This window comes from Paenibacillus sp. PSB04 (assembly GCF_025809195.1).
GTDB lineage: Bacteria > Bacillota > Bacilli > Paenibacillales > Paenibacillaceae > Paenibacillus_AQ > Paenibacillus_AQ favisporus.
This window is the reverse complement of record NZ_CP081301.1, coordinates 6332054-6353318: the sequence shown is the minus strand read 5'-3', so window position 1 is coordinate 6353318 and position 21265 is coordinate 6332054. Positions and strand designations below refer to the sequence as shown.

24 protein-coding genes are annotated in these 21265 nt (G+C 55.6%); 20 read left to right on the top strand and 4 right to left on the bottom strand.

The features are described from left to right. Positions 1-60 precede the first annotated feature (60 nt). From K2F33_RS29260 to K2F33_RS29240, 5 genes are all read left to right on the top strand, one after another. The gene (locus K2F33_RS29260; RefSeq protein ID WP_263880275.1) at positions 61-714 is read left to right on the top strand and encodes an SGNH/GDSL hydrolase family protein; all 654 of its coding nucleotides are present in this window, start codon (positions 61-63) and stop codon (positions 712-714) included. A gap of 54 nt (positions 715-768) precedes the next feature. After that, the gene (locus K2F33_RS29255; RefSeq protein ID WP_076168349.1) at positions 769-1017 is read left to right on the top strand and encodes a helix-turn-helix domain-containing protein; all 249 of its coding nucleotides are present in this window, start codon (positions 769-771) and stop codon (positions 1015-1017) included. Between the two features lie 186 nt (positions 1018-1203). Further along, positions 1204-2016 (top strand): glycoside hydrolase family 25 protein, encoded by an 813-nt coding sequence (locus tag K2F33_RS29250; RefSeq protein ID WP_212983189.1) that lies wholly within the window; start codon positions 1204-1206, stop codon positions 2014-2016. Positions 2017-2140: 124 nt separating this feature from the next. Continuing rightward, a complete protein-coding gene (locus K2F33_RS29245; RefSeq protein ID WP_192714767.1) occupies positions 2141-2254 on the top strand; it encodes a sporulation protein YjcZ in 114 nt (37 codons plus the stop codon). Between the two features lie 146 nt (positions 2255-2400). Then, complete coding sequence (locus K2F33_RS29240) at positions 2401-2640, top strand: hypothetical protein (RefSeq protein ID WP_089546513.1); 240 nt, start codon at positions 2401-2403, stop codon at positions 2638-2640. 228 nt (positions 2641-2868) lie between these two features. On the opposite strand, the gene K2F33_RS29235 is transcribed toward K2F33_RS29240, so the two are convergent. Together K2F33_RS29235 and K2F33_RS29230 are read right to left on the bottom strand one after the other, a co-directional pair. Next, positions 2869-3195, bottom strand: a complete 327-nt coding sequence (locus K2F33_RS29235) for an SPW repeat protein (RefSeq protein ID WP_076168342.1) — start codon at positions 3193-3195, stop codon at positions 2869-2871. Between the two features lie 110 nt (positions 3196-3305). Continuing rightward, positions 3306-3539 (bottom strand): hypothetical protein, encoded by a 234-nt coding sequence (locus K2F33_RS29230; RefSeq protein ID WP_263880274.1) that lies wholly within the window; start codon positions 3537-3539, stop codon positions 3306-3308. A 499-nt stretch (positions 3540-4038) separates the two neighbouring features. Here K2F33_RS29230 and K2F33_RS29225 point away from each other — a divergent pair, with 499 nt between their 5' ends. The 3 genes from K2F33_RS29225 (at position 4039) to coaD (ending at position 5943) form a co-directional block, all read left to right on the top strand. After that, on the top strand, positions 4039-4353 hold the full coding sequence (locus K2F33_RS29225; protein ID WP_263880273.1) for a WGxxGxxG family protein: 315 nt from the start codon (positions 4039-4041) through the stop codon (positions 4351-4353). A 497-nt stretch (positions 4354-4850) separates the two neighbouring features. Next, positions 4851-5465, top strand: a complete 615-nt coding sequence (rsmD, locus tag K2F33_RS29220) for a 16S rRNA (guanine(966)-N(2))-methyltransferase RsmD (RefSeq protein ID WP_089546516.1) — start codon at positions 4851-4853, stop codon at positions 5463-5465. Beyond that, positions 5449-5943 (top strand): pantetheine-phosphate adenylyltransferase, encoded by a 495-nt coding sequence (gene coaD, locus K2F33_RS29215; RefSeq protein ID WP_076168267.1) that lies wholly within the window; start codon positions 5449-5451, stop codon positions 5941-5943. Before rsmD ends, coaD begins: the two co-directional genes overlap by 17 nt. On the opposite strand, the gene K2F33_RS29210 is transcribed toward coaD, so the two are convergent. Further along, positions 5940-7172 (bottom strand): nucleoside recognition domain-containing protein, encoded by a 1233-nt coding sequence (locus K2F33_RS29210; RefSeq protein WP_263880272.1) that lies wholly within the window; start codon positions 7170-7172, stop codon positions 5940-5942. The two genes, coaD and K2F33_RS29210, sit on opposite strands and share 4 nt — an antisense overlap. Before the next feature lie 102 nt (positions 7173-7274). On the opposite strand from K2F33_RS29210, the gene K2F33_RS29205 reads away from it, so the two are divergent. Further along, positions 7275-8315: a SepM family pheromone-processing serine protease gene (locus K2F33_RS29205; protein ID WP_089550126.1), complete on the top strand. Its 1041-nt coding sequence runs from the start codon at positions 7275-7277 to the stop codon at positions 8313-8315. Here K2F33_RS29205 and K2F33_RS29200 read toward each other — a convergent pair. After that, positions 8305-9537 carry a nucleotidyltransferase gene (locus K2F33_RS29200; RefSeq protein WP_263880271.1) on the bottom strand — a complete coding sequence of 411 codons (1233 nt, stop codon included), beginning with the start codon at positions 9535-9537 and terminating at the stop codon, positions 8305-8307. The genes K2F33_RS29205 and K2F33_RS29200 overlap by 11 nt on opposite strands. A gap of 176 nt (positions 9538-9713) precedes the next feature. Here K2F33_RS29200 and K2F33_RS29195 point away from each other — a divergent pair, with 176 nt between their 5' ends. From K2F33_RS29195 to smc, 11 genes are all read left to right on the top strand, one after another. Next, a complete protein-coding gene (locus K2F33_RS29195) occupies positions 9714-10223 on the top strand; it encodes a YceD family protein (RefSeq protein WP_076168259.1) in 510 nt (169 codons plus the stop codon). A 62-nt stretch (positions 10224-10285) separates the two neighbouring features. After that, positions 10286-10459: a 50S ribosomal protein L32 gene (gene rpmF / locus K2F33_RS29190; RefSeq protein WP_036645943.1), complete on the top strand. Its 174-nt coding sequence runs from the start codon at positions 10286-10288 to the stop codon at positions 10457-10459. A gap of 227 nt (positions 10460-10686) precedes the next feature. Next, entirely contained in the window at positions 10687-11283 is a 597-nt protein-coding gene (gene fapR, locus K2F33_RS29185) for a transcription factor FapR (protein ID WP_076168257.1), read from the top strand. After that, on the top strand, positions 11267-12265 hold the full coding sequence (gene plsX, locus K2F33_RS29180; protein WP_076168255.1) for a phosphate acyltransferase PlsX: 999 nt from the start codon (positions 11267-11269) through the stop codon (positions 12263-12265). The genes fapR and plsX overlap by 17 nt, the downstream gene beginning before the upstream one ends. Positions 12266-12276: 11 nt before the next feature. Next, complete coding sequence (locus tag K2F33_RS29175) at positions 12277-13266, top strand: beta-ketoacyl-ACP synthase III (RefSeq protein ID WP_144025357.1); 990 nt, start codon at positions 12277-12279, stop codon at positions 13264-13266. A gap of 114 nt (positions 13267-13380) precedes the next feature. Continuing rightward, complete coding sequence (gene fabD / locus K2F33_RS29170; protein WP_076168249.1) at positions 13381-14319, top strand: ACP S-malonyltransferase; 939 nt, start codon at positions 13381-13383, stop codon at positions 14317-14319. A 45-nt stretch (positions 14320-14364) separates the two neighbouring features. Next, positions 14365-15114 (top strand): 3-oxoacyl-[acyl-carrier-protein] reductase, encoded by a 750-nt coding sequence (gene fabG, locus K2F33_RS29165; protein WP_076168247.1) that lies wholly within the window; start codon positions 14365-14367, stop codon positions 15112-15114. A gap of 99 nt (positions 15115-15213) precedes the next feature. Then, positions 15214-15447 (top strand): acyl carrier protein, encoded by a 234-nt coding sequence (gene acpP / locus K2F33_RS29160; protein WP_019638123.1) that lies wholly within the window; start codon positions 15214-15216, stop codon positions 15445-15447. A gap of 120 nt (positions 15448-15567) precedes the next feature. Beyond that, positions 15568-16806 carry a beta-ketoacyl-ACP synthase II gene (gene fabF / locus K2F33_RS29155; protein ID WP_089546522.1) on the top strand — a complete coding sequence of 413 codons (1239 nt, stop codon included), beginning with the start codon at positions 15568-15570 and terminating at the stop codon, positions 16804-16806. A gap of 12 nt (positions 16807-16818) precedes the next feature. Then, a complete protein-coding gene (gene rnc / locus K2F33_RS29150) occupies positions 16819-17526 on the top strand; it encodes a ribonuclease III (protein ID WP_076168242.1) in 708 nt (235 codons plus the stop codon). A 156-nt stretch (positions 17527-17682) separates the two neighbouring features. Beyond that, positions 17683-21252, top strand: a complete 3570-nt coding sequence (gene smc / locus K2F33_RS29145) for a chromosome segregation protein SMC (RefSeq protein ID WP_263880270.1) — start codon at positions 17683-17685, stop codon at positions 21250-21252. Positions 21253-21265: the final 13 nt, after the last annotated feature.

Here is a 21265-nt window from a genome sequence, read left to right as displayed (position 1 = left end):
TAAGCGAACTGCGATCTACATATTACTTGCCTGAACGCAAAAAGGAGAGGGACTAAAGCGATGAAGCTGAGCCAAAATGATACATTACTCTTTATTGGGGATTCCATTACGGATTGCGGCCGCGTCCGGCCGGTCGGGGAAGGCGGCTTCGGCCAGCTGGGCAGCGGTTACGTCGCACAAGTCGACGCGCTGCTGAGCGCGGTATACCCGCAGCTTAACATCCGGGTGCTGAATACGGGAATCAGCGGAAATACCGTCCGCCATTTGAAGGAGCGCTGGGAGAGCGACGTGCTCGACCTGAAGCCGGACTGGCTTTCGATCATGATCGGAACCAACGATGTGTGGCGCCAATTCGACCGTCCGCAGAATCCGGATCAGCATGTGTATTTGGACGAATATGAAGCGACGCTGCGGGAACTGGTACAAGCGACACGGCCGAAGCTGAAGGGGCTCGTTTTGATGACTCCATATTACCTCGATCCGAATGTGAATGACCCGATGCGGGCAACGATGGACGTCTATGGGGCCGTTGTGAAAAAGGTCGCCGAGGAATTCGACGCTATCTTTGTCGATACGCAGGCTGCTTTCGACGCGTTGTCGGAGCATGTCTACCTGTCTTCGCTCGCTACGAACTGGGACCGTGTCCACCCGGCATCCCGCGGACATATGACGCTGGCGAGGGAATTTTTGAAAGCGGTCGGCTTCAGCTGGTAAGTTAATATTGAAAAAGTTGCCCTGCCTTCCGATATATAGGTTGAGGTGATACGGATGGCCAAGAAGGGGCAAGTTTTTAGCTCATACAGCCTGGATACCAAACGGAAGGCCGTACATATGCGTCTTCAGGGGATGACCAAAAAAGAAGTGGCTGCCGCATTAGGCATCGCCGACATCGGCCGGTTAAAGGTATGGATGAGGAAATACCGCGAGCACGGGGAATCCGGGCTCATGGATCAACGAGGCCGCTCAAGGGAAACGCTGACGATCGATCGGCCCTTGGCGGAACCGGTTCAGCATTAAATTTCGGGGAAGAAGCTCTGATTTGACGGGCTTCTTCTTTTTTTTCGCGGGAAGAGGCCGGGCCGGAGCACATTTTGCAAATGGGTCTGGATTGTCCAACCGTTTGTGCATTTATGACATATGGATAAAATAACCTTACAATCAGCACTATATGCCGCAAAGGTAATCCGAATGGAGGTGTTGTCAGTGCAAAGCCGGAGCGCAACCCACGCCAAAGGCATCGATGTGTCGCATTGGCAGGGCATCATCGATTGGAAGAAGGTCCGCGGCGCGGGATATTCGTTTGCCTTTCTTAAAGCGACAGAGGGATCCCGGATCGTAGACGACCGCTTCCGGGCCAACGCGCAGGACGCCAAAAACGCGGGGCTTCTTGTCGGGGCATACCATTTTACCCGTGCGGCCTCACCGGATGATGTCAAGAACGAAGTGGATCATTTCCTTCAGGTGATTGAAAGCGCCGGGGGGCTGTCCGCGTTCAAGCTGCCGTTTGTGCTGGATATCGAAACGAAGGAAGGCCAGACCAAGGCGCGGATCAGCCAGATTGTGAATACGTGGGGAACCCAATTCAAGCAGCGGACTGGTCGTACCCTGATGATCTATACGTTTCCAAGCTTTATCGATTCTTACCTGGATTCGTCGCTCGGCTCTTACCCGCTGTGGTATGCCTATTACGCCAGCGGTACGCCGGCCAACAAGGCCGGCTGGAAAGCTTGGGAATTTATCCAGTATACCAACAAGGGCAAAGTGCCGGGGATCAGCGGCGACGTTGACCTGAACGAGTATAAAGGAAGCGAGGCGGAATTAATGGCAGCATACAGCAATCCAGCGCCGAACACCAGCGAAACTGCTCCGCAGTGGAAGGAGTCGGGAAGACAATGGCTGATCGACCAGGTGGGAATCAGTCCCGACTGGAAGGCCGAAGATCCGGTTGATATCGGGACGCTGGGCAGCATTTTGCTCAAGTATACCCAGAATGTCCTGGGCAAGAAGCAATCCTGATTGGCTTAACGTACCTTTCGCGCAAAATAGGCTGTGCTCTCGCCATGAAAATTGGGTCTTTGACCAGACCATGAGGAGCGGGCTTTCATACCATAAGAGTATGAACCCGGAGGGAGGGAATGAAATGAGCGGAGTCGTTGGAGGTTATGGCTGCGGCGTAAATCCTTTCGCATCGACAGGTGCAATTTTGGTCCTCTTTATTTTGTTGGTCATCATTACCCGTTCTTTCTGGATATAACGACTACAGAAATATAGTTTGCTCACCTGTTTTCGGCGTCCTGCCGGGGACAGGTGGCTTTCTTTGGATGCTATAGCCTGTACATACTTTCGGGCGTGATTCATTTTTGAGCAGCCGGGTATTTGTACTCCAAGAGGTGATGAAACATGGCCAAGGAGTACAAGGACCGGCAGGAGCCCGTGAATCGTGATGAAAACGAAAAACATGCAAGCATGGATCATCCGGAACAGTATGCCACCGAGCGCGAAAGCCTGTTCGACCGCTATGAAAGCGAACGCAACGTGGATCCGATCCCCGTGGAGGATTTAACCGAAAATATGAAGGACGAGCAGAATAAAGAGCACACCAAAGATTCCTCCTCCAGCGAAAAGAAATATCGACCGTAACAGCCCGGCTTTCCTTACGGACAGGATCAGGAAAAGAAAAAGCGCAGGTTTCTCCCTATATGGGACAAGCCTGCGCTTTGCTATGCTCTCGGCTGCAGTCATTTGCTCATGGTGCCTGGTGTTGGCTGATCTGGCTTTTATTTTTTAGTAAGAAGAAACAAGAACTTAAGTTGATTGTAACAAGGGCTGTTCTAAGGTACGCTGATCCGCCGCTTTTCTGCTTCGGGTTTAATCTTTGGCTCCCATCGTGATCAAATTGAGAAGCACCGTTACGGCACCAAGAATAATACTGGTCCATAATGCGCTTGTATCTACGGAATAAACGAAAGGGAATACGATGAACCAAACTCCGGCAAGAAGCGAAATCCAATTTTGCCAGGAGCCCCATCCCGAACTGGAGAACGCCCACAATGAGACGATCAGCTGAACGGCACCGATAATGACGCTGGTCCACAATGCGCCGTTATCGTCAGAGAACCCGAAAATCCAGGGAGCGATAATAAACCAAATGCCAATCAGAGCGACAATCGTGTTGTCTACGCTTCTGAGCTTCATACACACACCTCCGGTTATAAATTGCCAACATCAGGATACGTAAAAATCATATGCAAATAATTCCAGTTCATGACCTGCTGCACAAATTAACATCTGGAGTCAGTTGGATCCTAGAAAAGCGTATCCTCGCCCCGGACTCCGTCATTGGCTGAAAGGCGGGATGAAGTATTCGCCGTCATCCTGCACACTGCCGAATGGTTCGCGATGGCCGCCAGGTCCCCCGCCGTGTCCTCCACCGGGGCTGCCATAACCTCCGCCACCGTGATAACCTCCATGACCTCCAATGCCCGGGTAGCCTCCATGGCCGCCATGCCCGTATCCGCCGTATCCCCCGTATCCGCCAAAATAGGGATATCCGGCATAAGGATAGGGATATGGATAAGGAGAGTAGTATGGATAAGGATAATAAGGATAATAGGGATAGGGATAAGGATAGGGATAAGGATAATAGGAATAAGGGGATCCAGTAGTTAAAGACATTCTAACGCCTCCCATTTTCAACTATGGAAACAGCGTATGCCGGAAGGCGAAAATCGTGATAAGTGCCCTGTAAAAATGGGCGCATGCCCCGTAACCAAACAGACATCAAAAATTAATACTGGCATAATGCTGTTTTAATGTTTCATTCACAATTGGTTTGTATATTTATATATATAACCCCCTTTGATATATATAGTACGGAATGGACCCTGACGGCCTTGGCGCTGTGACAGGGTCATTTTTTTGCGTAAAACGGGAAATACAAAAATATTCCATGGGATGAAATAGATACGGGCTGCGGACTGCATAGGTGATATCTCATTTGGGAAACTTACGATTGAAGTCTTATACCTGGAGGTGAAAATGATGAAGAAGCGTATCGCTGCAGCCCTGCTCACAGCTTGCATTTCCATGAGTGTTGCCGTACCTGCATTTGCGTATGGCAATGGTACTGGTACCGGCACTACAGGAACATACAACACCAACAACACGAACGGAACCTATGGCACCAACGGTATGAACAATACTTACGGCACCTACGGTACCAACAACGGATATAACAACACGATCCGTACCAACGCAGCAAATGACAACAACGACGTGGACTGGGGATGGCTTGGACTTCTTGGCCTGCTTGGATTGATTGGACTCCGCGGAAGAAACCGCGAGCACTCCTAAGCGACTCGGTATCCCATAATCAAGCAAAAGCACCCTTTCGGATTCTGTGATCTGAAGGGTGCTTTTTTTATGATTAGGAACAAACCGTACAAGTGCAGCGCGTTCTGATACAAATACAATCGGATGATAACGAAATAAAATTGGGCGCCCCTTGCGGGACGCCCTCATGGGAGAGGAGAAACCGGACGAAGAGCTTATGGGGAAACGTAAGCTTACTCCGCGGTTGTCTACGACATTCGTTTGATGTCGATAATTTAAGCATTCCCAGGCAGAGATGTTTTATACATTGCTTTTCCAAAAAAGATGAAAAATCCCTCAAGGGCCATTTTTCAAACTTGCGGGGATTGTGGTACGATATCGTCATAATTTCGTATTCCGCAAAATTCGATATCCCTCGCGAAATTTGGGCATGATATGACGCCATAGGATGAAGAATAACGGAATACGGACAGATCAAGTGAAACTGCGGTTTCATCGATAGAATGGGTGAAAAGCAAGTGAGAGTTGTTTCGGGAAGCGCAAAGGGCAGACCGCTGAAGGCGGTGCCGGGCATGGGTACCCGCCCGACGACCGACAAGGTCAAGGAAGCGATTTTCAGCATGATCGGGCCTTATTTTGACGGAGGGACCGTTCTCGATTTATTTGCGGGAACCGGGGGACTGGCGATCGAGGCGCTCAGCCGGGGCATGGAACGGGCGGTGCTCGTCGACATGGACCCGAAGAGCATTGAGACGATTCGGGCGAATCTCAAGGCGACCAAGATGGAGGGACAAGCGGAAGTGTACCGGAACGATGCGGTCCGGGCGCTGAAGGCGTTGGAAAAGCGGGGGCTGGTCCTGGACGCTGTTTTTCTGGATCCGCCGTACCGGATGAAGAACGGTGACGAGCTCATGCTCCTTATGCAGGACAAGCATATGCTGCGGCAAGGCGCGGTCATTGTTCTGGAGCATGAGTCAGGCTACGAATACCCCGCCGAGTTCGGCTCGTTTACCTGCGTCCGGCATGCGGTGTACGGTGAAACGGCCGTATCGATCTATAGATACGAAGAACATACAGCGGATTCGTCAGACGACGATCCGCGGGCAGGAGGGCAAGATGAGCGAAACGAATAGCAAGCAGCGCATTGCCGTATATCCGGGCAGCTTCGATCCGGTAACCATGGGGCATCTCGACATCATCCAGCGGGCTGCGAAGCAGTTTGACGTGCTGATCGTTGCTGTACTCAACAACCGGAGCAAAAACCCGCTGTTTACGGTAGAAGAGCGGATGGATTTGATCCGGCAGGTAACCGGGCATATCCCGAATATCGAAGTGGACAGCTTCCGCGACCTGACGGCCAACTATGTGCGGCAGAAAAATGCCCAGGCTATCATGCGCGGCATTCGCTCCGTCACCGATTTTGAATACGAGATGCAGATGGCGTCGACCAATCATAAGCTGAACCCGGAGGCGGAGACCGTCTTTATGATGACGAATCCGAAGTACTCCTATCTCAGCTCAAGCATCGTCAAGGAGATCGCCGCCTATCACGGAGACGTGACGGATCTGGTTCCGCCGGAAGTGGAGAAGGCGCTGCGCAGTAAATTTTAACGCCGGACCGTTTTGGCGCGACGGGGAACCACAATCAGAAGGACGATCAAGGCGCCGAGGATGGAGGCGAGCAAGAGTCCCTGCCACTTCAGCACCTGGGGCATCAGTACCCACAGATCCTCTATCGGGCCGCGGCTGCCGCTGAACGGGCCGTTCTCGGAATAAACGGGATGAATACGGCCCAACAATGCGGCGAGCGGAGCCCAGGTCAACCATGTCAGGGCAAAGGCATACGCCCCATGAAGAATCCGGGTCCAGACCATGGGCATAAGCGGAGCCCCGGTTTTGCGGATCAGGGACATGGACTGCAGCAGGGCGCTGATGCCGCTGAATCCGAGGAGAGCAGACAGAACGGACCACTGCAGCCCCCCGGAAGCAAACGCGGCGGCACTGATGTCCCGGGCGCCCAAATGAACCTCGAAGAGGCTTGATAATGCGTAATCTGGAATCGGAAGCTGGGCGGTCGTCACCCGGCCGGCAATTTGGATGACAACGGAGAAAATAATGATGTAGCCGCCGATCATCATCAGCACCTGGACGGCATGCGTGACGGAGTCGCCAAGCAGCCGGCCGAAGCTGCGTCCGTCTTTGGCGCGCGCTTCCTCCGCCGCTTGAAGAACGCGGGCAGGCAGCGGGGCAGGCTTGCCCTCCAACCGCTGCTGCCGAGGCTTGTCTGACGCAGGGGCGGCTCCTTTCGTTCTGATGCGCCGGTGGACGGTCAGATAGGCCAGGATGCCGGCGATCCAATGAACGGCGATCAAGCCGTAGCCCAGGGCCGGATCGTGCATCAGACCGGTGGCTACCACGACGAGAATCATCACCGGGTTGCAGAAGTGGGATAAGGCCGCGAGCTTGCCCGCTTCTTCGGCCTGAAGACTGCCCTGGGCATGAAGCTGCTGGACCGCCTGGGCACCGCCCGGAAAACCGGTGGTCAGCCCCATGGCCATGACCCATCCGCCGGTGCCGGGCAGCCGGAACAGCTTCTTCATCAGCGGCTCCAGAAAAGCTCCCAGGGCGCTCACCCAGCCGTACGCGATCAGAATTTCCGACAGGACGAGAAAAGGCAAAAGCCCGGGAAACACGATTTTCCACCATAGGTTCAGGCCTTGAAGGGAAGCCTGAAAAGCGGGGGCAGGGGAACTGACGATACCGGCCACGAGAGCTGCTGCGCACGCTCCCAGCATAAGCGTCATGGCTTTGGGAGAAGGACGCTGCGTCGTTTTTTTCATGATTTTCACCTCTTAAGAGTAAACATAGCTAGTACCCAATCTATGCGGGGAAGACAACCATAAGACCAGGGAGCAGGGATGGGAATGAAAGATGGCAACAATATGAGACGGCCGCGCAGAAGAGAGGGCTTGCGCCTTCTGCTGTACATTTTCGTGGTGGCGGTCATGGTGTACGTGTGCGTATATATGCCGACACCATACATTATTTATCAGCCGGGCAGCGCCAACGAGGTGAAGCCGATGCTGTCGATTGCCAAAGGGGATACGGAGGAGCGCGGAACCTTCATGATGACGACGGTGGCGGCAAGTTACGCCAATATCGCCATGCTCGTCATGTCGGTGTTCAACCCGAACGATGAGGTCGCCAAGAAGCAGGCGAGACTCGGGGATATGAGCGAGGATGAGTATGCGGCGGAGCAGGTCTACATGATGAGCGACTCCCAGTCCTCCGCGATGGAGGCGGCTTACCGGGAAGCCAAAGTGCCGTTCAGCATCGTTCCTGAGTATTTGTTTGTGTTCTCGACGCCGGACGATTCGGTGAACAACAAATACTTCAAGCCCGGCGACCGCATTGAGGAAGTCAACGGCAAGCCGGTCCCGGACAATACGGCGCTCGCCGGCATTCTGAAACCGATGAACGTGGGCGATGAGGTCACCGTCAAGCTGCTTCGGAGCGGCAAAACGCTGGAGCAGAAGCTGAAGCTGATTCCGATCAAGGATCAGAAAACGGGAAGCACCCGGGCCGGCCTCGGGGTCACCATAGCGACGATGCAGGCGGTCAAGACGAAAGATCCGGGCCATCAGGTCCAGTTCAAGGATACGCGGATCGGAGGGCCTTCCGCCGGCCTTATGTTCTCGATGGAAATCGTCAACCAGCTGACGCCCGGGGATCTGACCAAGGGCTACCGGGTTGCAGGCACAGGCACGATCGACAAGAACGGTACGGTCGGGGCGATCGGAGGCGTCCAGCATAAGATTGTGGCGGCGGATCGGGAGAATGCTGATATTTTCTTCGTTCCGAAGGATAACTATAACGAGGCGAAAGCCAAAGCGGATCAGATTAAAACGAAAATGAAGCTGGTTCAGGTCAGCACCCTCGAGCAGGCGATGGACTATATGAACCAGCTGCAGGCTAAATCATGACCGGCGGCTGCATATAGTCGCGGTACCAATCGTCCGGCGACGGCGCGTCGTACGCGTTCGCATATGCCGCCGCCGCCCGGAGGTCCAGGTCCAGCTGGTCATGGGAGAAGGCGGACGGCTTCATTACCACCGGTAAGGAGGCCGTCTTTTTCATCTGCTTGAGCAGAGCCTGTCCCGTCTTGTTGAATCCCAGGATCCTTAAATAGCCGGGGCCTTCCGCAAGACGCGCAGGAGCGAGCTGCTCCTTTGAGTGCCGAAGCAAAATATGCACCAGCATCCGCTGCAGCTTCGTATGAGTATAGCGCTTTGTCTTTAAGGCGTCGAGCAGGCCGGCCACATCGGCTCCCGTGAGGGCCGGCAGCAGCTTGCCCAGGCGATACTCGAGCCCTTCCGTCACTTCGTGCAGGGCCGCGAGCTGCTCGGGAGGCGTGGTGAGCAGCAGGTGCAGAAGCGGCTGCCGGAACGATTCCCAGGTAATCGGCCCGCGTCCGGCGGCAAATTCCCGCTTCAAAATCGCGAGCGTCGTGGCCGGCACATACGGAGCCGCCTCGTCAGGGGCCGGGCCGAGCAGCATGCGGCGCACCGCGGTGGCGCTGGCTATATTCGTATGCCCAGGCACTTCATCGTGATATCCCGCGTGGATGCGCGGGATGGTGTAGGGGCGCATACGGCTGCCAAGGCGCTCGAGCGCGATCAAATAATGCAGGCCGAGCGTATGGTTCGGCTTATGGAGCAGCTGGAGAATATCCTCCTTCCAGCCGCCGCTTCCCGCCAGAGCCTCGGCGGCTGCCGCGTAGGCGGAAGGGTAGCTCATCCCCTGGCCCAAATAGTGCGCGATATGGCCTTGAAGCTCTTCGCTTTCATGAGCCAGCATGCGGGCCAGCGGCTGCAGCACTTCCAGCGTCCCGCTTTCGGTTCCGAAGCAGACGCTGTCGACGACACCGGTGGCGTTCAGCAGCGCGACGGCGCCGTAGGCAAACCATTCGGCAGGCTGAACGGCATATGCGGCCGGCAGCTCGATTACCAGGTCGGCACCCATGGCCAGCGCCATTTCGGCGCGGGCGTATTTGCTGACAAGCCCCGGCTCGCCCCGCTGCAGGAACGGCCCGCTCAGCACCGCGACGGCATGCTCGGCACCCGTCACTTCCTTGGCTCTGGTATAATGGTGGACGTGGCCGTTATGTAAAGGATTATATTCGACAATCAGGCCGACTGCGGACATGGTCTTCAGCTCCATCGTTTCATTTTGGGCACCCGTGGTTAACGGCTGTTATAAAATATATCATAAAACGAATGGCATCCAGTCACAATAAGGGGGAACGTAAAGTCAAGGTGAAACTATTGACAAAGTTCCCCGGAAATCGGTATAATAATTTTTGTTTGTTTGGAGTGATGTATATGCACTTTCAATTCAGGAAAATGGCAGCCAGCAGCGAGCCGCTGCAGCTCCGTCAGCAAGTGGATGTAAGTCCGCTGCTTAAAGGACTGGGTGACATCAAGGCCGACGGACCGCTCACAGCGGAACTTACAGCCTCGTATGTCGGTCCCGATACAGTGGATGTTCAAGGCGAGTTATCCGTACAGCTGGACATGTCCTGTTCACGCTGTCTGACACCGGTGCATGAGCATTTGGATATTCCATTCCACGAGCAGTTCAAGCTTAAGAAGCAGCCTGAGGAAGCCGAGGACGAAGAAGATGAAACCATATATGTGGACAACGAGACTGTGGAGCTCGTCCCTTACGTGGAGGAATCCTTTATCCTGAATCTTCCGATGACCGTCGTGTGCAAGGAATCCTGCAAAGGCCTGTGCCCTACGTGCGGAAGAGACTTGAACGAAGGTGCCTGCGGCTGTAACAATGAAGTGGTAGATCCACGGCTTGCAGCGCTAAAAGACTTTTTCAAATGAGCATGAATGCATTCCTCCGGGCCCTTCGGGACCCCGGTTGATTGAAATAAGGAGGTGGGAACATGGCAGTACCTCAACGGAGAACGTCCAAGACACGTCGTGACAAGCGTCGTACTCACTTTAAACTGGCAGTGCCGGGCATGGTGAAATGTGAACAATGCGGAGAATTGAAGCTTGCTCACCACGTATGCAAAGTGTGCGGAACGTATAAATCAAGAGAAATCATTTCGCAGTAATGCCAAAAACAATCAAGTAGTACTTCATCTTTGGTGAGGTGCTATTTTTTTTGTCACTTTCTTTTTGACCCGTCATGCTTTATACTACATTAGTACCAGGTTCTAATGAAAACTGTCCGGATTGATTCTTTTTTCCTGTGAATTCTATTGACGAACTTCATAGACTGTTTGTGTTCCACATTCATGGACGGACAAGACATGACAGGGAGGTGCCTCACATCGAACGGTTGCCCAAGAAGCAGCGGCATCAGCAGCTTTTGAAGATTATCGAACAAAATCCGTTTGTGACCGACCGCGAACTGACGCGGGAGCTGAAGGTCAGCATTCAGACGATCCGGCTTGACCGGATGGAGCTAGGCATCCCGGAACTGCGGGAACGAATGAAGCAGATGGCAGAGCACTCCTATGATCAAGTTCGCTCCTTGCAGCTTGATGAGGTTGTCGGGGATGTCGTGGATCTGCAGCTGGACAAGAGCGGCATTTCCATTTTTGAAATACGGGAAGAACATGTGTTCACCCGAAACCATATCGCCCGCGGACATTATGTGTTCGCCCAGGCCAACTCGCTGGCAGTTGCTCTCATTAACGACGAGATTGCCTTGACCGCATCGGCAGACATCCGGTTTCTGCGGCAGGTTCATCTGGGAGAGAAGTGCATCGCCAAAGCCTATGTCCGGTCTATGGCCGGCCAGAAGGGGAAGGCCAAGGTTGAGGTGTTCACGTATGTGGGCGAGGAAATGGTGTTCCAGGGGAACTTTCTGATATACAGATCGACGGGCGAGGATAACAGCGAAGGAGGAGTACAGTATGCGGATCGCCATTGATGCCATGGGCGGTGACCATGCGCCGGAGTGCAACGTGGAAGGAGCTTTGGCTGCCGCCGCCGAATGGAAAGATACGCAGATCGTTCTGGTCGGGGACGAGCAGCGGTTGCTGCCGCTCCTGAAGCAAGGCGGAGGGACGGTTCCCTCCAATCTGACGGTCCATCATGCGGGTGAAGTAATCGAAGCCGAGGATGAACCGGTCAAAGCCGTCCGGCGCAAAAAGGATGCTTCCATGGTCGTGGCGGGACGGATGCTGAAGGAGAAGCAGGCGGAAGCCATGATTTCGGCAGGCAACACGGGAGCGCTGATGACGACCGGATTGCTGGTTGTCGGACGGATGGAAGGGATTGAGCGTCCGGCTCTGGCTCCCATGATCCCGACGCTTGACGAAGCCGGCGTGCTGGCCCTGGATCTGGGCGCGAATATGGACGCAAAGCCCGAGCATTTGGCGCAGTATGCGCTGATGGGCAGCCTTTATCGCGAGAAGGTGATGGGCGTGAAGAATCCACGGGTCGGCCTGTTGAACGTGGGCACCGAGCCAGGGAAGGGGAACGAGCTCACCAAGCTGGCGTTCCCGCTCCTGCAGGAGCTTCCGATCAACTTCATCGGCAACGTGGAAGCCCGGGATATTATGCTCGGGAACTGCGACGTCCTCGTGTGCGACGGATTTGCCGGCAACATCTTGCTGAAGGCCGTGGAAGGAACGGCCGGCGCGATGTTCAAGCTGCTGAAGGAGCAGTTCACCCAGAATATGCGCAGCAAGCTTGGGGCCGCCCTGCTTATGCCTCAGCTGCGTAATTTGAAAGGCAAGCTGGACTACAAGGAGCACGGTGGCGCTCCTCTGCTCGGCCTGAGCGGACTTGTCGTCAAAAGTCACGGCTCGGCGGACGGCAACGCCATCAAGAACGCGGTCCGGCAGGCCCGCGTTGCACTGCAGAATCAACTGGTTGAGAGTATATCCAAGGAAATCAGCGGGAAGTGAGTGACAAGAGAATGGAAAAATTACGTTCAGTAGGCATCATCGGCACAGGCAAATACGTTCCTGAGAAAATATTAACCAACAGCGATCTGGAAAAGATGGTAGAGACGAACGACGAATGGATCGTCTCCCGCACCGGGATCCGCGAGCGGCATATCGCTTCTCCGGAACAAGCGACTTCGGACCTGTGTTATGAAGCGGCCCTGAAGGCGCTCGAGTCCGCCGGGATGTCGGCTGAAGAGCTGGACCTGATCGTTGTCGCAACCATCACCCCGGATACGTTCTTTCCGTCAACGGCCTGCATTCTGCAGGACAAGCTCGGCGCCAAGCAAGCCGCCGCGTTCGACCTGTCTGCTGCCTGCTCCGGCTTCGTCTACGGCCTTGCGACGGCGAGCAATTTTATCAAGACCGGCATGTACAACAACGCTTTGGTCATCGGCGCCGACACGCTGTCGCGGATTACGGATTATACCGACCGCAACACCTGCGTGCTGTTCGGTGACGGCGCGGGAGCCGTCATCCTGGGCGAAGTTCCCGAAGGCCGGGGATTTCAGTCCTTTGACCTCGGAGCCGAAGGGGCCGGCGGTACGCTGCTGAAACTGGAAGCTGGCGGTTCCAGACTGCCGGCGTCCCAGGAAACGCTCGAGGGCAAGAAGCACTACATTTATATGAACGGGCGCGAAGTGTTCAAATTTGCGGTCCGCGTCATGAATACGGCCACGGAAGACGTCCTGCGCAAGGCCGGCAAAACGAAGGCCGATATCGACCTGTTCGTGCCGCACCAGGCGAACATCCGTATCATTCAGTCCGCCATGGAGCGCCTGGACCTTTCGCCGGATAAATGCGTCATCAACGTAGATAAGTACGCCAATACGTCGGCGGCTTCCATTCCGCTCGCGCTGGTGGAAGCGGCGGAGGAAGGCCGGATGAAGGAAGGCGACTGCGTGCTGATGGTCGGCTTCGGCGGAGGATTGACCTGGGGCGCATCGGTGCTGATCTGGTAATCATATGATTCATCTTATGTGAATGATCAATCGATAGCTTACGAAGTGAATTGGCTTATTCAAGCAATACAATAGAAGCTTTGCATCAAGAAGTATACGAGAGGAGCCTGAGCAATGGGGAAAGTTGCGTTTGTGTTTCCCGGACAAGGGGCCCAATCCGTCGGAATGGGTAAAGATTTCTATGATGCGGTTCCCGCTTCCCGTCGCATTTTCGAAAGTGCGGACGAGGTGCTGGGATTCCCGATGACGAATATGATTTTTGAAGGTCCGGACAGTGAGCTGAAGAAGACCTTCAATACGCAGCCTGCGCTCCTGACGGCCAGCGTTGCGGCATTCGAGGCGGTTCGCGAACAAGGCGTTACTCCTGACTTTGTCGCCGGACACAGCCTGGGCGAATACAGCGCCCTGGTGGCTTCCGGCGTGCTGAGCTTTGAGGATGCGGTAGGAACGGTCCGGGCGCGCGGCGAATTTATGGAGCAGGCGGTTCCGGGCGGACAAGGGGCCATGGCCGCCGTGCTCGGTGCCGAACGCGAAGCGCTGGCCGAGCTGTGCCGCAGCATCACGGCCGAAGGACATCTCGTGGAGCTGGCCAACCTGAACTGCCCGGGGCAGATCGTCGTCTCCGGCTCGAAGGAGGGCGTCGCTCTTGTGGGTGAGCGCGTGAAAGAAGCCGGAGGAAAAAGAGCGATCCCGCTTGAGGTAAGCGGACCTTTCCATTCCTCGCTGATGAAATCGGCTGCCGAGAAGCTGGGCGGGAAGCTGCAGCCGCTTCACTTCGATGAACCGGCTATTCCCGTGATTGCGAACGTGACGGCCCGTCCGGCCGCGTCTGCGGAGGAAATCCGCGGATTGCTGGTGGAGCAGGTATACTCTCCCGTGCTGTGGGAGGATACGGTGACCTATCTCATCTCCCAAGGGGTGGATACGTTTGTCGAGATCGGTCCCGGAAACGTGCTGACCGGCTTGATCAAAAAGACGGATAAATCCGTCAAGCTGATTAACGTAAGCAGCCTGGACAGCCTGGAGACGCTCAAGGCCAGTCTTGAACAATGATTACGCAGGAATCTTTGGGTATACTCTAGGAAAGGAGGAATGGGCATGTCTAAGCCTTTACAGGGACAGACAGCACTCGTTACCGGCGGCTCCCGCGGGATCGGCCGCAGCATCGCGCTTGCGCTGGCCGAAGCCGGGGCTAACGTAGCCGTCAACTATTCAGGCAGCGAAGCCGCCGCCAAGGAGGTCGCGGAGCAGATCCGTGCGCTTGGCGTGGAGGCGATCACCGTTCAAGGCAATGTCGGTAAAAGCGAACAGGCCGAAGATCTCGTTAAAGAGGTCGTTGCAGCGTGGGGCAAAATCGATATTTTGGTCAACAATGCGGGGATTACCCGGGATAACTTGCTGATGCGCATGAAAGAGGAAGAATTCGATCAGGTGATCGAAACGAATCTGAAGGGCGTGTTCAACTGCCTCAAAGCAGTCAGCCGTCCGATGATGAAGCAGCGCTACGGCCGGATCATCAACATTTCATCGGTCGTCGGTGTTCTGGGCAACGCCGGGCAGGCCAATTACGTCGCCGCCAAAGCGGGGGTAATTGGCCTAACCAAATCGTCTGCGCGTGAGCTCGCCTCGCGTGGCATCACCGTTAACTGTGTCGCACCAGGTTTTATTGATACCGATATGACACGAGAGCTGCCTGAGGATCTCCGGGCGAAGATGCTGGAAGACATTCCGCTCGCCCGCCTCGGACAGCCTGAAGAAATTGCCAAAGTCGTGGTTTTCCTAGCGACGGAAGGGGCATCCTACATGACAGGGCAGACGCTTCATGTGGATGGCGGTATGTACATGTAATACCGGAAATCTAGGAAAAACAGCGAGATAACCGTTTTCATTGCGTCTATGGCATTTTGAAAACTTTTCTCGTATAATACCAAAGAGGAGGTGAACCGGATGTCCGATGTATTGGAGCGTGTAAAACGCATTGTCGTCGATCGCTTGGGTGCTGACGAAGCCGAGGTTACACTGGAAGCATCTTTTAAAGATGATCTTGGTGCTGATTCTCTCGACGTTGTTGAACTGGTGATGGAATTGGAAGATGAATTCGATCTGGAAATCTCTGATGAAGATGCAGAGAAAATTACGACCGTAGGTGAAGTTGTAAACTACATACAATCTCATACCTAAGTCATTTGATAAGTCCCGTACTGCTCTTACAGGCGGGACTTCTCCTCATTTTCCAAGTGAATCGGCTTTACAAATAGGATAATTGATTTTGCAGATGCTGTTTATATAGAGGTGAACTTATTGATGCACAGAGTGGTTGTTACCGGGATGGGTGTTGTTACGTCACTGGGCCACGATTTGGACACTTTCTGGAATAACCTGATGGAAGGCAAATCCGGTGTGTCTCAGATCGAATCCTTTGATGTCAGCGACTACCCTACACAGATTGCCGCTTCGGTGAAAGACTTTAATCCCGAGGCGTTTATGGACCGGAAGGATGCGCGCAAGATGGACCGATTCGTCCAATTTGCCGTTGTCGCCGGCAAAGCGGCCCTTGAGCACAGCGGGCTGGATATTCAGAAGCACTCCGATCCGAACCGGGTGGGCGTATCCATCGGTTCCGGCATCGGCGGCCTCGGAACATGGGAAGACCAGCATAACGTTTTGCTGGAGAAGGGACCGAAGCGGGTCAGCCCGTTCTTCATCCCGATGATGATTGCGAACATGGCCTCCGGCCAATTGTCGATTATGCTGGGCGCCAAAGGCCCGAACACGACGCCTGTGACGGCATGTGCGACCGGATCGCACGCTATCGGCGACTCGTACAAGCTGATCCAGCGCGGCGATGCCGACGTGATGATCTGCGGCGGAGCTGAAGCGACCATCCGGCCGACGGGAATGGCCGGCTTTTGCGCTATGCGCGCCATGTCCACCCGCAATGACGAACCGGAGAAAGCGAGCCGTCCGTTTGACACCGGCCGTGACGGATTCGTCATGGGTGAAGGTGCAGGGATTCTCGTTCTGGAATCGCTGGAGCACGCGCAAAAACGCGGGGCCAACATTATCGCCGAAGTGATCGGCTATGGGCTGAGCGGCGACGCTCACCACATGACCGAGCCCGATCCGGACGGACCGGCGCGCTGCATGTCTATGGCGATGCGCGATGCGGGCATTCAGCCGGAGGACGTGGACTACATCAACGCGCATGGCACGTCGACGCCGGTTGGAGACCGTTCCGAGACGATCGCGATCAAGAAAGCGCTGGGAGACCATGCATACAAGGTTGCGGTAAGCTCGACGAAATCGATGACGGGTCACCTGCTGGGAGCCGCTGGCGGCGTTGAAGCGGTCATTTGCGGCCTGTCGCTGCAGAACCAGATGCTGGCGCCAACCATTAACTTGGACAACCCGGATCCGGAATGCGATCTGGATTATGTTCCGAACGTTGCACGAAAGGCTGATTTGGACGTTGTCATGTCTAACTCTTTTGGATTCGGCGGCCACAACGCCACTGTAATCCTGAAGAAATTCGAGCAGTAAGGGGACGATTTGTTGAGTGGAGATCTGAAGCAGTTACAACAGAAACTTCAAATCCAATTTCACAATCGGCTGCTGTTGAAGCAGGCTTTTACCCACGCTTCCTACGTCAATGAGCACCGTTTCAGCCAGCAGCAGGATAACGAGCGCCTGGAATTTCTGGGCGACGCCGTGCTGGAGCTGACGGTTTCCGAGTATTTGTACAATCTGTTTCCGAACCGGCCCGAAGGAGAGCTGACCAAGCTGCGTGCGGCGATCGTCTGTGAACCGTCGCTGGTGAAATTTGCCGAGCAGCTGGAGTTCGGGCAGTACGTTCTGCTGGGAAAAGGTGAAGAGCTGACCGGCGGGAGAACCCGCCCGGCCCTGCTTGCGGATGTGTTTGAATCGTTTGTAGGAGCGCTGTACCTTGACCAAGGCCTGGAAGCGGCGCGGGCGTTTCTGGACCGCTACGTGTTTCCGCTGCTGGAAGAGGGCGGCAAAGTGCACATGAGCGATTTCAAGACAGAGCTGCAGGAGCTGACGCAGCACCATAACATGGGCGTTCTGGAATACCGGATTGTGGAGGAACGCGGTCCGGCGCATGAACGCGAGTTTGTCTCCGAGGTGTATATGGGGAATGAGCGTGTGGGAAGAGGATCGGGCCGCTCGAAGAAAGAGGCGGAGCAGCAGGCTGCGGCCGAAGCGCTGAAGCAGCTGAAGCTGGCCGGTAACGGCTCCCTGTAAAGCATGGACAAACAAAGAGCAAAGAGCAGTCGCCTTTCGGATGGATGGCAGGAAGAGCCTTCAGACTGCTTTTTGCTCTTTATTCATTGGGAATATGCTTGTCCTCGCAAGCTGCAATGTTGTGGTATTATTAGGTTTAGAGGTGATTGAGGGAATATGTTTTTAAAACGGATCGAATTAGCCGGTTTCAAATCGTTTGCCGACAAAACGGAAATGGAATTTGTCCGCGGAATTACGGCTGTCGTCGGTCCCAACGGCAGTGGCAAGAGCAACATTTCCGACGGCATCCGCTGGGTGCTCGGGGAACAGAGTGCCAAGTCGCTGCGCGGGGGCAAGATGGAGGATATTATCTTTGCGGGAAGCGATGCGCGCAAAGCCGTCAATTTCGGCGAGGTGTCGCTGACCCTGGATAACGAGGATCATGCCCTGTCCCTCGATTTTAACGAGGTGACTGTGACGCGCCGTGTGCACCGCAGCGGAGACAGCGAATATTTTATCAACAAGCAGTCCTGCCGCCTGAAGGACATCACGGAGCTGTTCATGGACACAGGCATCGGCAAAGAGGCATATTCCATTATCGGTCAGGGCCGGATCGAGGAGATTTTGAGCACCCGGTCCGAAGACCGCAGAGGTATTTTTGAAGAGGCATCGGGCATCGTTAAATATAAATCCCGTAAAAAGGACGCCGTCCGCAAGCTGGATGAGACCGAGCAGAATCTGGTTCGGATCCACGACCTGGTCGTTGAGCTGGAGGATCAGATCGGTCCGCTGAAGGAGCAGTCCGAGAAGGCGATCCACTATAAACAGCTGCGAGAGCAGCTGAAGCATAAGGAAATTTCGCTCTACGTGTACCAGATCGAGCAGATTCACGCCTCCTGGAGCGAAGCGAATGCCAAGCTCGCCGTGCTGCAGGAAGAACAGCTTCAGCTGTCCACCGTCGTGTCGGCGCATGACGCCAAGCTCGAGAGCGACCGCGCCCAGCTCCGCAAGCTGGAGGAAGAAGTGGAGACGCTGCAGGGTGAGCTGCTTCAGTACAGCGAAGCTTATGAGAAAAGCGAAGGCTATGCAGAGGTGCTCCGCGAACGCAAGCGGAACCTGGAAGCGAACCGGGAGCAGCTGGCCGGGTCGCTGACAGCAGGGGACGAGAGATTCGAAGACCGCAAAGCGGAAATCGACCTGCTGAAGTCCAAGCTGGATGCTTCGCGGGACGAGCTGAAGGCGCTTCGGGATCAGCTGTCGGCCGAAGAATCGAAGCTGGCCGGCGTGACTGGAGGCATCAGCCAGCAGCAGGAAGAAACGTTAAAGGGGACGCTGCTGGAGCTGATGAACCAGATGGCGCAGACCCGCAACGAGATCCGCTATGCGGATCAGCAGCAGGAGGCGCTCTCCCGCCGGATGAACCGCGCCGCGGAGGAAACCGGCAAGTGGGAAACCCAGAAGGAGGAGCTGCTGAAGCGCAAGCAGCAGCTGGATTCGGCCATCGAGAAGCTGGGCGGGGAAATCCGCGAGCTGCGCGGCGGGTACATAAGCGAGAGCGAGCGGTATCAATCGCTGCAGCGGCTTCTGGACGAGAGCCAGGGCACGCTCCGCAAATGGGAGCAGAAGCGCGAAGCTCAGGTATCCCGCCGGGATACGATGAAAGAGATGGCCGATGATTTTGACGGCTTTATGCTGGGCGTCAAGGAAGTGCTGAAAGCGTCCCGGCGCTCCATCCTGTCCGGCGTGCACGGGGCTGTGGCCGAGCTGATCCGCGTGCCGGAGAAGCTGGAGCTGGCGATGGAAACTGCGCTCGGCGCATCCCTTCAGCATATCGTCATGGATAATGAAGCGGTCTCGCGCCAGGCGATTTCCTTCCTGAAGCAGCGGCAGCTCGGCCGCGCGACCTTCCTGCCGCTCGACGTCATCCGGCCCCGCAACATTTCGGCGGGTGACCGCTCGATGGTGGAAGGCGTGGAAGGCTTCGTCGGCATCGGGGCCGACCTGGTGCAGTTCGACGGCCGGTATGCGCCGGTCGTCGGCAGCCTGCTCGGCAACGTTATCATCGCGGAAAGCCTGGAAGTGGCGAACCGGATTGCCGCCAGATGCCAATACCGCTACCGGGTCGTCACGCTGGAAGGCGACGTCGTCAATGCCGGCGGTTCGATGACAGGCGGCAGCCAGCATAAGAAGAACAGCAGCCTGCTCGGCCGCAAGCGCCAGCTGGACCAGCTCGATCAGGAGATCAACGATACGGAGGTTCAGCTGCGCAAGCTCCGCCAGAGCATTCAGGAGGTCAAGGTTCAGCTGACCGAAACGCAGGCCAAGCTGGACGAGCTGCGCCAGTCCGGCGACGAGAAGCGCATCGAGGAACAGCGCTTGTCCAGCGACCTGAAGCAGCTGGAGCATGAGCTGCGGCATGTGCTGGAGCAGGTGGAAGTGGCCGATCAGGAGAAGACCGGCTTTAACGAGGAGAACAAGGAGCTTGAGGAAGCCCGGGCGAATGCTGTCAAGAAGCTGGCTGAGCTGGAGGAAGAAGAAAAGGCGACGCATCAAGCCATCCAAGCTGCCGAATTTGCCCGCAAAGCGAGCGAATCGGCGAAGGAGGAGCTGCAGAGCCAGCTTACCCAGCTTAAAGTCAGGGAAGGCAAGCTGGATCAGGAATGCTTCTCCTTGGAGGAGCAGTTAAAACGAATGCAGAGCGAATTCAATTCGCATGATAAAGAGCTGCGCCAGACGAAGACGCTGCTCGCTTCGATCGAGGCGGATCTGGAGACCAACGCGAAGGAATCCATTCAGCAGATCGAAGATTTGAACCGGTATCGGCTCAAGAAGGAGCAGGCATCCGAGCAGCTGGACTTCAAGCGGGCGGCCCGGACGCAGCTGTCGAAGAAGCTGGAGCTGGAAGAGAGCGAAACGAAAGAGCAGCGGACGCGCCTCAAGGCGGTGGAGGATCAGCTGCGCCAGACCGAAATCGGCGTGAACCGGCTTGACGTGGAGCTGGAGAACATTCTGAAGAAGCTCAGCGACGATTATGAGCTGAGCTATGAGCTGGCCAAGCAGCGCTATCCGATTCCGGATGACGTGCCTGCGGTTCAGACCGAGGTGCGCGAGCTCAAGCGGGGCATCACCGCGCTGGGCGACGTCAACCTCGGTGCGATCGAGGAATACCAGCGGGTCAACGAGCGGTACGAATTCCTGAATGAGCAGAAGCAGGACCTGGTGGAAGCGAAGACGACGCTCTATGAGGTCATCCGCGAGATGGACGACGAAATGTCGAAGCGGTTCAAGCATACATTTGACGCCATCCGCCGCGAGTTCGGTACGGTCTTCGTGAAGCTGTTTGGCGGCGGCCGGGCGGATCTGGTGCTGCTGGATCCGGAGCATCTGCTCGAGACCGGCATCGACATCGTGGCCCAGCCCCCGGGCAAAAAGCTGCAGAACCTGCAGCTGCTCTCCGGCGGAGAGAGGGCGTTGACGGCGATGGCGCTGCTGTTTGCGATTTTGCAGGTCAAGCCGGTGCCGTTCTGCGTGCTGGACGAGGTCGAAGCCGCGCTCGACGAAGCGAACGTGACACGGTTCGCGCAGTATCTCCGTGAGTTTTCCGAGCAGACCCAGTTTATCGTCGTGACCCACCGCAAGGGAACGATGGAAGAAGCCGACGTCCTGTACGGGGTTACGATGGAAGAGGGCGGCGTATCGAAGCTGGTGTCTGTGCGGCTGGAAGACGACGAAGCGGAAATTGCTTAAGCATATTCAACCT